The following is a 13,720-nucleotide window of genomic DNA, read 5'->3' on the forward strand; positions in this document are numbered from 1 at the left end:
AACAGAGCGACGGCCAATGCCAAAGTGTCGGGTTAAACGTTCGCAGAGCTTTCAGACAACGCGTTAGGGCTGGCGTGTTTTGGCCAACGCCTTTTCAAGGCGGTCATTTAATCGGTTAAGGTTCTCTTCACCGGCACGGTGTTCATCCATGGCTTCAAGCAGCTCGTGGGTGATATTGAGCGCTGCCATAATGGCCACTCGTTCGCTGCCGAGAACGCTACTTTGGGCATTGATACCCTGCATGGCACGGTCTAAATAGCGTGCTGCGCGGTCAAGTTTGGCTTCTTCGCCCGTGTCGCAGGCAATGATATAGCCGCGCCCTAACAGGGTTATTTCTTTGGTTGGCCGCTTGGCGTTACTCATCAAAGACTCCAGCACGGGCCAGCAAGGCGCCCAATGCGTTAACATCACAGCATAGGAAGATATAGGTGTCGCTCACTATAAGAGAGGCGCTTGTGCGCGGTCAACGCGCGGCGAGTGCATCTCGTACCATTGACGCCACCCTATCCATCACACGCCCAGTGAATACGAGGTTATTAAATACTATGTCATTGATTGATGAGCGTCAGGACTTCTCCGATGTCGCAGATGTCTTTCTTCTCCATGGCAGCATGCAGTCACCAGCGTTTTTGGATGGCCGCTTATGTGCACTACTGGCGCTACGCGATGTGAATGCAGAGGCATGGTTGGACGAAGTCTGCCAGAGCCTTGGCGTTGAGCAGCCCCGGGATCAAGCAAGCGCCGAGCGGCTATTAGGCTGGCGGCGGCAAACCGTAGAGGCGCTCAGCGCTAGCGACCTGGACTATTCGCCGCTGCTACCCGACGAGTTGTTCTCCCTGGGTGAGCAGGCGCAGGGTCTGAAAGAGTGGACGCTGGGCTTTATTGAGGTAGTTGATGAAGTAGCCGACAACGAGCTGCGCGAGCGCTGGTCTCAGTCGCTCCGTGAGGCGATTGATGACTTGCAGGCGCTGGGCCGGATAGATACTGATATCGACGACAGCCCCGAAAACGAAAACGATCTGTTTGCGCTTACCGAGCATGCCCGTATGGCCGCAATGATGCTGTATACCGAGCAGCACCCAGGGATGCCACAAGTCGAACAAACCGACGCGCCTGTTCATTAATCGCCTTTACCTGAACCACTATGCTAGGAGCCTCTATGCGGCCCGAAATGTTACCTCGCCCCCCTGCGATCAGCGTGGCCGAGTATCGCCAGCGCCGTGACGCCTTAATGGCCCAACTGCCGGATAACGCAGCGGTGTTGCTTCCCGGCGCCGGGCTGATGACGCGTTCACGGGATAGTGAATTTGCCTTCCGCCAGAATAGTGATTTTTACTACCTGACCGGCATCCGCGAACCGGATGCGCTACTGGTGCTGCTCCCAGGGCGCGCTGAGGGTGAAAGCGTGGTGTTCTGCCAGGATCGTGACCCCACCATGGAAGCGTGGACTGGGCGCCGTTTGGGCGCTGCGGGTGTCATTGCGGAGTACGGCATTGATCAGGCGTTTGAAAACGCAGTACGCGATGAGCGGCTGAGCGAATTGTTGACAGGTCGCGAGCTGCTTTATCTGCCGCTAGACAACGCCGAGGCCGTCAGCATGGCAGAAGATGCGTTACAGGAAGCCCAGGCTGGGCTTAGACGTGGTCGGCCGCCGCTAAAAGGTTGGCTGGATGTTAGCCCGTTGATTCACGCCATGCGGCTAATCAAAAGCGACGCTGAAATTGCCCTGCTCAGACATGCAGCGCTGATCTCAGCCCAGGCTCACCGCCGTGCTATGCAGGTGTCGCGCCCAGGGCTGTGCGAATTTCAGCTCCAGGCCGAGTTAGAGCATGAGTTTGTTTGGCGTGGGGCCAGTGGCCCTGCCTACAGTACGATTGTAGGTAGCGGAGCCAACGCCTGCGTACTGCACTATATTGAAAATAGCGCGCCGCTGAGTGACAACGGCTTGGTGCTCATCGATGCGGGGGCCGAGTTTGAGTTGTACGCTGGTGATATCACTCGCACATTCCCGGTCTCAGGGCGGTTTAGTGATGCCCAGCGAGCGCTCTACCAAGTAGTGCTCCATGCCCAGCAGCGTGCTGTTAGCGCTGTCCAGCCGGGGGCTACCCTGGCTGATATACATCAGGGCGTGGTGTATGACTTAACCGCCGGGCTGATTGAGCTTGGCTTGCTGGAAGGCGAGGTTCAGGCGCGCATCGATGACGAGAGCTATCGGCGCTTCTACCTGCACTCGACGTCACACTGGTTGGGGCTTGACGTGCACGATGTCGGTACCTACCGGCTGGATGAGCAAACACCTCGGCCACTGGTCTCAGGCATGGTGCTCACCGTAGAGCCCGGCCTATATATCCCTAGCGATGACGATATTCCTGACGCCTATCAGGGTATTGGTATTCGTATTGAAGACAATGTGGTCGTCACAAATGAGGGTCATGAAGTCCTGACTGCAGATGTGCCTAAGCAGGTCGTCGAAATCGAGGCATTGATGGCTAAAAAGTAACCACTCCTCAATGTCTGCAGTGGTCTTTATGTAAATTACGTTACGAAATTATTGTTGCCTCTTTATGAGGTTGTGTCGCGGTCGGGAGAAGCCAATGCAGCAGTCTAATCATGCGGTTAAACGAGCGCTGACCCATGACATTGTGATAGTGGGCGGCGGACTGGTGGGCGCCAGCTTAGGCTGCGCCCTGGCACCGCTGATTGAGCGCTATGGCTGGCGAGTGGCAATCATTGAATCGGCGCCTGTGGCTGTTCAGGCGCATGAAACTACCTGGCAACCCAGTTTTGATGCCCGGGCCAGTGCGATTGCAGAAGGTTCAGCCCAGCGCTTCCAGCAGTTAGATGTGTGGGAGGCAATGCGCGACGAGGCCACGCCCATCAAGCGCATTCATATCAGTGAACGTGGCCGCTTAGGCGCGACACGGCTGAGTGCTGACGAGCTAGGTGTTGCAGCGCTGGGCCATGTTATTCCCAACGCGTGGATGGGGCGGGTGCTGCACCAACGACTTGCCCAGTTGCCATTGGAGTGGCACTGCCCGGCAAAAGTCGAACAGCTTACGCCTGTGGCCGGCGGGCACCATCTTCAACTCTCAGATGGTAGTCAGATAACCGCAGGGCTAACGGTATTAGCCGATGGAGGGCGCTCAGGACTTAAGGAGCAGCTAGGCATTGGCAGTCGCCGTGAATCATACGAGCAAACAGCGCTTATCGCTCATGTCGGCGTGAGCCAGCCCCATGGTGGGGTGGCTTACGAGCGCTTTACTGCACAAGGGCCAATGGCGCTACTGCCACTGCCGGGCCAGGTCATGGAGCTGATCTGGACGCACCCGACTGGCAGTGAACAATCGCGCATGGCGCTACCTGAGCGTGAATTTCTGCTGCAACTTCAGCGCGCGTTTGGTGATCGGGTGGGGCGATTTACCCGGGTGGGCACTCGACACACCTACCCGCTTTCATTGGTTACCGCTGAAGAGCCGGTGCGACCAGGGCTGGCAGTATTAGGCAACGCGGCCCACGCCTTGCACCCAGTCGCGGGGCAGGGGTTTAACCTGGCGCTGCGCGGAGTAATGGATCTTGTCGAAGCGCTGGAGCAGGGCGAGCAGGCCAAGCGGCCGCTAGGTGATATGTCCACGCTGCAGGCCTTTGAGAAGCAGCGCTCCCGAGATCGCGCCAATGTAATCCGCTTTAGCGACGGCCTGGTGCGGCTGTTTGGGCTCTCTTTCCCCCTGCTCCCCCATGCTCGGGCCGCGGGGTTAATCGGCCTGAACCTGGTGGGGCCGCTGCGGCGAGGGCTGGCTCGACGCGCGATGGGTTTGGAACGCTAACGCTTATGGCCACTACAACAGGAACGCTATAGATATGAGCTCATCATCAGCGACACCGTCGGTGGAAAGTTTTGAGGCGGTCATTGTCGGCGGCGGTATGGTTGGCACCGCGCTATGCGCTCTGCTAGCTCAAGCGGGTATGCGGGTGGCACTAGTAGAGGCTCAGCCTGCGCCGCTTACCCTCGAAAGTGCTGTGAGAGAGCTGCCCAACCCACGGGTAAGCGCGCTGACGCCCGTCTCCCAGCGCCTACTGACGCATCTTGGCGCCTGGCCTGCCATGCAAAAAACGCGGGTCACGCCCTATAGAGGTATGCACGTATGGGATGCCGAAGGGAGTGGTGAGATCGCTTTTTCCGCGGATGAGGCCGGAGTGGCAGTGCTCGGCCATATTGTTGAGAATACGGTCACGCTGGCCGCACTGAATGACCACGTGATTGGCGATCCCAACGTCACCACCTATTTTGGCGTTCGCCTGCAGGCACTGCAGGGTAGCAGTGGCAATTGGTTGGTACTTGATGATGGTCGCCAACTCCATTCGCCATTAATAGTGGCTGCTGATGGCGCCCGCTCGGTGCTGCGGGAAATGGCGGGAATTGAGGTGGCCTGTGACGATATGCGGCAGGAGGCTGTGGTAGCGACAGTGCGGTGTGCGAAACCCCATGGCGGAATAGCACGGCAAGCATTTATCGATGGCCGCCCATTGGCGTTCCTGCCTTTAACCGTGGAAGGTAATGATCATTACTGCTCCATCGTATGGTCGACCACCCCTGAGCATGCCGCTGAGCTTAGTGAATTGCACCGTGAAGCCCTTGGGGAGGCATTGGGTAAAGCCTTTGGCCACCGCCTAGGTGAGGTCACGGGCTGCGATAAGACCCATCGGTTCCCTTTAGTGCAGCGCCATGCCCGCCACTATGTGCAGCCACATTTCGCATTGGTGGGGGACGCCGCCCACAGTATCCATCCACTGGCAGGCCAGGGGGTGAATTTAGGGCTAATGGATGCGGCAGTGCTGGCGGAAGAAGTGGTGCATGCCTGGCAGCGCGGCGCTCCTTGGGGAGAGTTAAGCACCTTACGGCGCTATGAGCGTCGTCGGCGTTTTGATAACAGCGCCATGCTGGGGTTAATGAAAGGGTTTAAAGTACTGTTTGGTAGCCATGACCCAGCGCTTACCCTGGCGCGCAACCTGGGCATGAGCGGAATGAACCAGTGGGTGCCATTGAAGCGGGTCTTGATGCGGCAGGCGACCGGAGAGCGCGGCCGCCTGCCACTCAGTTGTTGCTAAAACAGGTTGTCGTTAGCGTCGCTGTCGATCAACGACGTTGAGCGCTTTAAGCAGATTAAGCGCCTCGCTGAGCTGGTAATCATTGAGCAGCCGCTCCGCCATTTCCTGACGATCCCGGGGCGCCTGCTGAGAGCTTAGGTGACCCTCGAGGTCGGCTTCGCGAATCTCTCGGCGGCTTTCGGCGACTTCCAAACGACCGCGCACGACGTCCACATCGGGCTCAATGCCTTGAGCCTGAATGGAGCGTCCGTTGGGGGTGTAGTAGAGCGCTGTAGTGAGTTTCAGCCCTTCGCCATTGCCGAGTGGCATAATCTGCTGCACTGAGCCCTTACCAAAACTATCGGTACCCATAATCACGCCGCGGCGCTGATCCTGGAGGGCGCCAGCGACAATTTCCGCCGCTGACGCACTGCCGCCGTTGATCAGCACTACCAGTGGAACATCGGCCGCGGGCGTGTTGGGTGAGGCTGAGAACGACATCTCAGTATCTGAGAGGCGCCCCTCGGTATACACAATCAAACCTTCATCCAGGAACAGGTCGGCGATTCCTACCGCAGCCTGCAAAACACCGCCTGGGTTATTACGTAAATCGAGTACCAACCCTTCTAAAGGTTGTTCGCGGCTCATGCGCTCAAGCGCGTCCCGGGCCTGCTCTGTTGTGCGCGATTGGAATTGGCTGACGCGCAGGTAGCCGTAACCGGGCTCAAGCAGCTCGTGCTTAACGCTTTCGCTGCGAATAATTTCTCGGGTCAGGGTGAATTCCCGCGGCGAATCTTCGCCTGAGCGCAGTACGCTAATACGCAGATCGGTACCCGGCTCGCCGCGCATTAGGGTCACCGCTTCTTGTAGTGACATGCTGTCGGTGGGGGTGCCGTCAATGGCGACGATAATATCGCGAGAAAGCAACCCGGCGCGGGAGGCGGGCGTGTCATCGATAGGGGTAATCACCATGAGCTGACCATTCTCGGTGCCTACCTCGATACCGATACCGCCAAATTCGCCCTGAGTCGACTCACGCAGGCTTTGGTACTCCTCCTCATCCAAATAGGCGGAGTGAGGATCGAGCTCACTGAGCATGCCGCGCATAGCGTTACGTAGCAGCGTGCTGTCATCGACTTCCTCAACATAGGCACGCTTAATACGCTCAAACACTTCGGCGAAGGTTTGAATATCTTCCAGGGGTAGTTGGTCGTAGGGTGGCTCACCCGCCGCACCACTACCGGCTGGTTGGGCGAGCAGCGGTAGCGGGGCCGACAGTAAAGCAATCGGCAGCAGGGTAGCCAAGAAGCGCTTGGCGGGGGCTGATACCCCGGTAACAGATAGCGTCATGCAGACTCCGCAGGGCGATAGGTGGCGTCAGTGTGCGTCACCCATTAGTTGGAACATAAGTTTGTAATAACAATAAACGTTGAGACATTAATCATGCATAGTAGTGCACATGCATAGTAGTGCAGCTTATCCCGTCAACGGCGCGCAATCCAACGCTGGGGGTTAATTGGTTCGCCGCCGCGGCGAACTTCGAAGTAGAGCGCCGCACGGGTTTGGCCGCCGCTATCGCCGACACGACCAATTTCATCGCCGCGACTGACCTGCTGTCCTGGCCTGACGCTGAACTGCTGCAGGTGGGCATGCAGCGTCATGATCTGGTCGCCGTGGTCAATAATCAGCAAGTTACCAAACCCTCGCATCCAGTCGGCGAATACCACGCGGCCAGTGTGTACAGCGGTAACTGGCGTGCCTGCACTGGCCTGAATCACTATACCGTTGTAATGCACGCCGTCGCGATGATGGAAATTACTACTGATTGATCCCTGTACCGGCCAAGGTAAGTCGCCTTGAGTACTGACAATATGCGTAGTGGGCGTGGGTTCGGCAAGTCTTGCCATCTCCGCCTGGATATTGCGTAGCAGGCGTTCGGCCTCTTCGCGGCTCTGGTTGAGGTCGGCCAACCGCTCCTCTTCACTGCCGTAGCGGTCATCCAGGTTGGCAACTACGCCCCGTCGTTCGGTAGTGCGCTGAGCTAGCAGCGCGCTCTGCTCTTCTAACTCATTGGCCAACGTATCCAGGCGGGCTTGTCGCTCGCTGAGCTCCTTCTGGGTATCGGCGAGCGCTGTATCGAGCCGGGCGATTGTATTTAAGCGGCGGTTGCGTGCGTCGGTCAGCCGATTCATATACGCCTGCATGCGATCAAGCTCGGCAGGGTCACCCTGGTTAAGGAGCAGTTTGAGCTGCGGCGTTGGACCAAGGCGGTAAAGTGCTGATAGCTGCTGGCCCAACGCTGCGTATTGATCGGCGCGCTCGCTCTCCAGACGGTCACGATGCTGGCGCAGCTGGGTAGTTTCATCATTCAACTGGCGACGCTCAGCTTGTAGTGCGTCTAATCGCTGATGGGTTTCGGCCAGTTGGGTTTCAACTTGCTTAAGCTCGCGTTCGGCGCTGTCCCGGGCCTCACCAGTCGCACGTAGACGCTGGGCTGTGGACTCGATCTCTTGGCCAATGGCATCCAACTGCTGGCGCGCCGCCCCTTCATCTTGCTGAGAGAAACCTGCTGGCGCATAACTTAACGCCAGGAGTAGCGCTATTGCTACATAAGGCCGCATGGGCACTACTTAAAATGAATCAATGGTTTACCCGTCATCGCCTCGGGTTGCTGTTGATCCATCATGGTCAACAGCGTGGGGGCCAGGTCGCATAGCTTGCCCTCTTCAAGCGAGGCCGCACGTTCGCCGACGTAGATAAGCGGTACCACAAAGGTGGTATGAGCCGTTTGCGGGGCACCCGTTTCGGGATGAACCATCTGTTCAGCGTTGCCGTGGTCGGCGGTGATTAAACAGGCGCCGCCTGCACGTTCGATGGCTTCAACGACACGACCCACGCAGGTATCGACGGTCTCAATAGCTTTTACCGCTGCGTTGAAATCACCGGTATGGCCGACCATGTCACCGTTGGCGTAGTTGCAAACGATAAGGTCGAAACGACCGTCGTCAATGGCGTCGACAAGCTTGTCGGTAATCTCGAAAGCGCTCATTTCGGGCTTTTCATCGTAGGTACGCACATCACGGGGTGAGGGCACCAGGATACGCTCTTCGCCCTCGTATTCGGCTTCATTGCCACCCGAAAAGAAGAACGTCACGTGAGGGTATTTCTCGGTTTCGGCAATACGCAGCTGTTTCAAACTGCGCTTGGCGACAACCTCACCCAGAGTGTCATTCAAGTCAGATGGCGGAAAGGCAGCAGGTGCAGGAATGTCAGCGGCGTACTGGGTCATCATCACCAGCCCTTTGCTCGCAAGCTTAGGGCATGCACGCCGCTCGAAGCTGTTGAAATCCGGCTCGACAAAGGCGCGGGTTAACTCCCGGGCGCGGTCTGAGCGGAAGTTAAGGAAAATCGCAGCGTCGCCATCCTGAAGGGTAATAGGGTCTTCGCCAAGCGGGATGCTGCTCGCCGCCACAAACTCATCGGTTTCACCACGCTGATAGGCGTCACGCAGTGCGGTTTCAGCACTAGAGGCGTAGTACTCCGCTTGTCCCTCGGTAAGCAGGCGGTAGGCTTGTTCAACGCGCTCCCAGCGATTGTCACGATCCATGGCGTAAAAGCGGCCAATAATCGAGGCCACAAAGCCGTTATCAGCGCCCACCAGCTCGGCCAGGCGAGCATTGGCGCGCTCTATGGATGCCAATGCACTTTGCGGTGGCATATCGCGGCCATCGAGAAAGGCGTGAATAAAAATACGCTGGGCGCCACGGCGTGCGGCCAGTTCGGCCAGGGCAATAAAGTGGTCTTCATGGCTGTGGACGCCGCCGGGGGAGAGCAGGCCAATTAAGTGCACCGGCCGACCATTGGCGACGGCTTCGTCGATTGGCAGCGTGAGATTGTCATTAACGTCCAGGTCGCCGTCTTCAATCGCCTTGCTGATACGGGTGAAGTCCTGATAAACGATACGTCCGGCACCAATATTCATATGGCCGACTTCAGAGTTGCCCATTTGGCCGTCGGGTAGGCCAACGTTGAGGCCATCGGTGTGAACGAAGGCGTGAGGGCGGCTCTCCCACAGTTTATCCATTGTCGGCGTGTGGGCAGCGGCCACCGCATTATGGTCGCTCTCGGGGTTGTGGCCGTAGCCGTCGAGAATAAGCAGCGCCACGGGGCGCGGGGTGCGAGAAGTATCCATAAAAAAACCTCGTTAAGATTGGCAAGCCGAACGACTCGAAAATTCGGGGTCGCGACAGGCGCACGCTTGGGGCATCATAACGCAGGCAACTGCCAGGCGTCATGATTTAGGAGCCTGTCCGGCTTAACACTGATCTACTGCGAATCCCTGTATTTTGGCCAACTTTAGTCGATCAATTTCGTTAAATAGCGCGCTATTCGCCTCTATCGATCGATAAATTTGATTCAAAATCCGTGCTTCTCGCGACGATCGGCCAAGCCGGGCTGCCTCCTGACCTGCGCGGGAAGCTATCTGACGTGTATACTTGTCGCGTTTTGGCAGCGGTTAGGCCGCTTTTTTCTGCATAGACCAAGAGATTGTGTTCGCGATGATCGATCAGGTGTTCGAATTCGTACAGAACCACCCCCTGCTAGTTGGGGCATTTTTACTGGTGCTGTTAGCGTGGATTATTTATGAAACGCGCAGTGCCTCGACCAATGCCCTGACCGCCTCGCAGGCCACTCAGCTTATCAACCGCGAAGACGCGGTAGTGCTGGATATCCGCGAAAACAAAGACTTTAAAGCCGGGCATATCGCGGGGGCGCGGAACATTCCGCAAAGCAACCTCGATAGCCGCATGAACGAACTGGATAAAGTAAAAGCCCAGCCGATCATCGTGGTATGCAAGCACGGCCAGAGCTCTGGCGCCGCACAGGCCAAGCTCACTAAAGCAGGCTTTGAGCGCGCTTATAAGTTGAGAGGCGGTATGGCGCAGTGGCAAGGCGATGGCCTTCCGGTGGTTAAAAAGTAAGCAACGCTACCCTTTTTTAATGAATAATCAGGAGTTTTCTCATGGCGGAAGATAACAACACACCGCAAGCGGGCGCCGCGGCAGACGAAAAACCGCAGCTCAAATTCTCGCTGCAGCGTATTTATGTAAAAGATATTTCGTTTGAAGCGCCCAATTCACCCTCGGTGTTTAAACAAGCGTTCAAACCAAAGGTGAATCTGGATCTTAATACCACCAGCACTAAAATTGCTGATGATCAGTATGAAGTGGTGGTCAAAGTCACCGCCCAGGTGAACGATAACGAAACCGGTACTACCTCTTTCCTCGCGGAAGTTGAGCAAGCAGGTCTTTTCCGTATTGCCGGTATTGAAGGTGCGCAGTTGGATCAAACGCTAGGCGCCTTCTGCCCTAACCTGCTGTTCCCCTACGCCCGCGAGTGCGTGGATAACCTGGTTAACCGTGGTGGTTTCCCGCCGCTGATGCTGGCGCCGGTTAACTTTGAAGCAATGTACGCCCAGCGTAAGCAGCGCGAAGCCAAGCAAGCAGAAGAGAATACCCACTAAGCCATGTCAGAAACGCAAGCCGCTGATTGGTACGCCCTGCATGGCAAGATGCCCCGAGTCTACGTGCCTGCTGCTTTTGTAGCGGGCAGTGACGTCGTTCTGCCTGACGGCCCCGCGCGCCACATCACTCGCGTGCTGCGCATGGGTGAAGGTGCGCCCCTGGTGCTATTTGACGGCCAAGGTAGCGAGGCGGGGGTGCGTTTGGAGGAAGTTAGCCGCAAACAGACGCTCGCCCGGGTCGAAGCGGTATGGCCGGGCAGTGGTGAATCGCCGCTGTCTGTCCATTTAGGTCAAGCCATCTCAAAAGGCGACCGAATGGAGTATGCCATTCAGAAGGCCGTTGAGCTGGGCGTGGCGGAGATTACTCCCCTGTATACTGAGCGCGGTGACGTGCGCTTAAAGGGCGAACGTGAAGATAAAAAGCTCGCCCACTGGCAGGCGGTAGCTGCTAGTGCCTGTGAGCAGAGTGGCCGCGCGGTGGTGCCCCAAGTGCATTCACCGATACCATTATCAGCATGGCTTGAAGCGCGTCAGGAGTCGCTGCGCTTGATGCTACATCTAGCGACCGGCAATGCGTTTGATCGCCAAGACCGACCAGCTTCGGTAGCGCTGCTTATCGGCCCTGAAGGCGGTTTGAGCGAAAGTGATATCGCCGCTGCCCAAACGGCTGACTTTACGCCGCTGACTCTCGGCCCGCGGGTGTTGCGTACGGAGACGGCACCGGTGGTGGCGCTTTCCTTGCTACAGCACTATTTTGGCGATTTGTAAGTACTTACTACCCATTGAAGCCTTGTCAAACTGCTTTTTCCCTTTGTTCGATTGCCCCTGAACTCTTTGTCTCTGATTCCAACCCATTTCGATATGCCTGCTGAAGGCCCTTAAGCACGATGGGCTTAAGCATCGGCAGCGGTTCACCTGACAGGCCACCGATCACCAGCAAGCGGTGTTGCCGGCCACGCACATAGCCCAGCCAGCAGGGCAGCCATATAGGTGTTGGGGCCCTATCCAGCACTTGAATTCGCCAGTGGCGCGGTGTGGCCATGCGCTCCCATAGCCACAGTCGGTTCAGTGCTTCTCGTGTGGGTGGTGAACCGCTATCAATGTTGAGTGCTGAGCTGGGTTCTTCAGCCTGGGTGGGTAGTTCGGTACCCACTAATAGCAGTGCACGGCGCATTTCCTTAGCACACAGCAGCCAAGCTCCCGGCGTGCCATTAGGCAGCCCAAGTGCGGTCGCCCAGAGGCTGATCCATACAGGCTCGCAAGCCGACGCGCCCAGGCGCTGCAATCGCCGTTTAGCAGTGTCTTCTTCAATTCGCCGCGCAAGTGTTAAGCGTTCAGTCATTTGCACACCCCTAATTTGCCCATCCCTGTAGCAGCGCTAGCATGCCCAGCATAAGGCAAAACCAAGCGAATAGACCGATACAGCGACGACGGGTTAACCGAGCCTCCTTGCCAATTACCTCGGCGTTATCAGCTCTGGCGGCAAGCACTGCCTGCATATCCGGCGCAGCTTCGGTCATCATCACATCGCTTAACTGATCTTGGCTGGGTGCAGGCGCTGACAAACTAACGAGATAGCCAACACTCATCGAAACCACCACCCCCACCGTGTTGTTATAAAGCCAGGAGATATCGAGTAGCGCAGAGACAGCCCATACGGAGAGCATACCGGCAAGCAGTCCAGCCATCGCTCCACGAGCATTGGCGCGATGGCTGAAAATTGCCAATAAGAAAGTGCCTAGCAGTGCCCCATAAAACCACGAGCCGATTTGGTTAACCGCTTCAATCACGGGGCCAAGGTTGCCCGCAAAAAAAGCAAACAAAGTGGCGTAAAGTCCCCAGAAAACCGTGGCCATTCGTGAGGCTTTTAAGTAATGGTCATCGCTGGCATTGGGTTTGATATAACGGCTGTAAAAATCTCTTACAGTTACCGCGGAAAGTGAGTTGAGCGCCGAGTCCAGGCTTGACATCGCCGCGGCAAATACCCCAGCTATCACCAGTCCGGCCATGCCTGAGGGAAAGGCACTGACGACATAGCGGGGCAGTAGCTCGTTGAGATTGTCAGGGGGCGTTAGCCCATGTTGCTGATAGTAGGTGGCCAGGATGACACCAATAAACAGAAACAGCAGCATCTGCGGAATCAGTAGGTAGCCACCGATCAGCAGTGAGCGCTGAGCATCAAGCACCGAAGGGCTGGAGAGTACCCTTTGGATTTGACTCTGATCGGTGCCGAAGTAAGCCACATGGAGGAAAAAGCCGCCGAGCAAGCCCGCCCATAGGGAGTAAGTCACGCTGGGGTCGATGGATAGGTCGATGGCATTGAACATCCCGCTGGCTGCACCAAAGCTGAAAACGACACTCCAACCGCCAGGTAGGCTGGTGACCAAAAAGAGGATGCTCAACAGTGCGCCGAGCCAGAGCACGAACATTTGCACCACGTCAGTCCATATCACTGCGCTGATACCGCCCATCACGGTGTAGCTGATGGCCAGCACCGCCATAATGATAATGGTGAGATTAACGCTCCAGCCGGTGACAACTGCGAGCACCAGCGCTGGCGCATAGAGCACCACGCCAGTAGCGAGACCGCGGGCAATCAGAAACAGCAGGGCGGTAAGCGTGCGCGTCGCCGGGCCGAAACGGCGCTCCAGAAGTTCGTAGATGCTATAGATGCCCGCGCGGTGGAAAATAGGCACCAGCACCAGGATTAATACGATCATGGCCAGGGGCACATTGATAAACGTCACCAAGCGTTCAAGACCGCCCTCGAAGCCCCAGCCCGGCGCCCCGATAAAGGTGATGGCGCTGGCTTGGGTCGCCATGACCGAAAGGCCAATGGCCCAGCCGGGGATTTTGCGGCCGCCTAGAAAATAGTCCTCGGGGTTATGCTGATCTTTACCGAATCGCGAACCGATCCAGGCGATTAAACTGATATAACCAATCAAAACTACCGTATCAAAAAGCGTGAACCCTTCCATGTTCGCTCCCCTATACCTAATTTTGTCTAGTGTTTTTGATAGTAGCAGGTTGTGGAGTGTTTGCTTTTTTCAGGCGGCAGGTAGGCTTTTAACCACTAAAACATGCTATCCCGCTTTGCCCTGTGTGTGTGAG

The 13,720-nt window shown here is 56.9% G+C and carries 13 protein-coding genes; 7 read left to right on the forward strand and 6 right to left on the reverse strand.

Features of this window, described 5'->3' with window-relative positions; translation table 11 throughout:
- Window positions 1-63: 63 nt before the first annotated feature.
- Complete coding sequence (locus ACFIOZ_RS00125; RefSeq protein WP_035582466.1) at window positions 64-363, reverse strand: cell division protein ZapA; 300 nt, start codon at window positions 361-363, stop codon at window positions 64-66.
- A gap of 182 nt (window positions 364-545) precedes the next feature.
- On the opposite strand from ACFIOZ_RS00125, the gene ACFIOZ_RS00130 reads away from it, so the two are divergent.
- From ACFIOZ_RS00130 to ACFIOZ_RS00145, 4 genes are all read left to right on the forward strand, one after another.
- Window positions 546-1,124 (forward strand): UPF0149 family protein, encoded by a 579-nt coding sequence (locus tag ACFIOZ_RS00130; RefSeq protein WP_386081413.1) that lies wholly within the window; start codon window positions 546-548, stop codon window positions 1,122-1,124.
- A gap of 35 nt (window positions 1,125-1,159) precedes the next feature.
- Window positions 1,160-2,500: a Xaa-Pro aminopeptidase gene (gene pepP / locus ACFIOZ_RS00135; RefSeq protein ID WP_386081415.1), complete on the forward strand. Its 1,341-nt coding sequence runs from the start codon at window positions 1,160-1,162 to the stop codon at window positions 2,498-2,500.
- A gap of 94 nt (window positions 2,501-2,594) precedes the next feature.
- Window positions 2,595-3,824 carry a 2-octaprenyl-6-methoxyphenyl hydroxylase gene (gene ubiH / locus ACFIOZ_RS00140; protein ID WP_386081417.1) on the forward strand — a complete coding sequence of 410 codons (1,230 nt, stop codon included), beginning with the start codon at window positions 2,595-2,597 and terminating at the stop codon, window positions 3,822-3,824.
- A 34-nt stretch (window positions 3,825-3,858) separates the two neighbouring features.
- A complete protein-coding gene (locus tag ACFIOZ_RS00145) occupies window positions 3,859-5,106 on the forward strand; it encodes a UbiH/UbiF/VisC/COQ6 family ubiquinone biosynthesis hydroxylase (RefSeq protein WP_386081418.1) in 1,248 nt (415 codons plus the stop codon).
- 12 nt (window positions 5,107-5,118) lie between these two features.
- Here ACFIOZ_RS00145 and ACFIOZ_RS00150 read toward each other — a convergent pair whose 3' ends face one another.
- The 3 genes from ACFIOZ_RS00150 to gpmI all read right to left on the reverse strand — a co-directional run bounded on the left by ACFIOZ_RS00150 (window position 5,119) and on the right by gpmI (window position 9,277).
- Window positions 5,119-6,435 (reverse strand): S41 family peptidase, encoded by a 1,317-nt coding sequence (locus ACFIOZ_RS00150; RefSeq protein ID WP_386081421.1) that lies wholly within the window; start codon window positions 6,433-6,435, stop codon window positions 5,119-5,121.
- A gap of 134 nt (window positions 6,436-6,569) precedes the next feature.
- Window positions 6,570-7,706, reverse strand: a complete 1,137-nt coding sequence (locus tag ACFIOZ_RS00155; protein ID WP_386081423.1) for a murein hydrolase activator EnvC family protein — start codon at window positions 7,704-7,706, stop codon at window positions 6,570-6,572.
- Between the two features lie 5 nt (window positions 7,707-7,711).
- Window positions 7,712-9,277, reverse strand: a complete 1,566-nt coding sequence (gene gpmI, locus ACFIOZ_RS00160; protein ID WP_386081424.1) for a 2,3-bisphosphoglycerate-independent phosphoglycerate mutase — start codon at window positions 9,275-9,277, stop codon at window positions 7,712-7,714.
- Between the two features lie 367 nt (window positions 9,278-9,644).
- Here gpmI and ACFIOZ_RS00165 point away from each other — a divergent pair, with 367 nt between their 5' ends.
- The 3 genes from ACFIOZ_RS00165 to ACFIOZ_RS00175 are packed head-to-tail and all read left to right on the forward strand — an operon-like array spanning window position 9,645 to window position 11,377.
- A complete protein-coding gene (locus ACFIOZ_RS00165) occupies window positions 9,645-10,067 on the forward strand; it encodes a rhodanese-like domain-containing protein (protein WP_386081426.1) in 423 nt (140 codons plus the stop codon).
- A gap of 41 nt (window positions 10,068-10,108) precedes the next feature.
- Window positions 10,109-10,609, forward strand: coding sequence for a protein-export chaperone SecB (gene secB, locus ACFIOZ_RS00170; protein WP_007112152.1), 501 nt, complete (start codon window positions 10,109-10,111; stop codon window positions 10,607-10,609).
- A 3-nt stretch (window positions 10,610-10,612) separates the two neighbouring features.
- Window positions 10,613-11,377, forward strand: coding sequence for a 16S rRNA (uracil(1498)-N(3))-methyltransferase (locus ACFIOZ_RS00175; protein ID WP_386081428.1), 765 nt, complete (start codon window positions 10,613-10,615; stop codon window positions 11,375-11,377).
- A gap of 25 nt (window positions 11,378-11,402) precedes the next feature.
- Here ACFIOZ_RS00175 and ACFIOZ_RS00180 read toward each other — a convergent pair whose 3' ends face one another.
- Both ACFIOZ_RS00180 and ACFIOZ_RS00185 read right to left on the reverse strand, forming a co-directional pair.
- On the reverse strand, window positions 11,403-11,951 hold the full coding sequence (locus tag ACFIOZ_RS00180) for a hypothetical protein (protein ID WP_386081430.1): 549 nt from the start codon (window positions 11,949-11,951) through the stop codon (window positions 11,403-11,405).
- 10 nt (window positions 11,952-11,961) lie between these two features.
- On the reverse strand, window positions 11,962-13,587 hold the full coding sequence (locus ACFIOZ_RS00185; protein ID WP_386081431.1) for a sodium:solute symporter: 1,626 nt from the start codon (window positions 13,585-13,587) through the stop codon (window positions 11,962-11,964).
- Window positions 13,588-13,720 lie beyond the last annotated feature (133 nt).

Source organism: Vreelandella sp. F11 (genome assembly GCF_042466685.1).
Classification (GTDB): domain Bacteria; phylum Pseudomonadota; class Gammaproteobacteria; order Pseudomonadales; family Halomonadaceae; genus Vreelandella.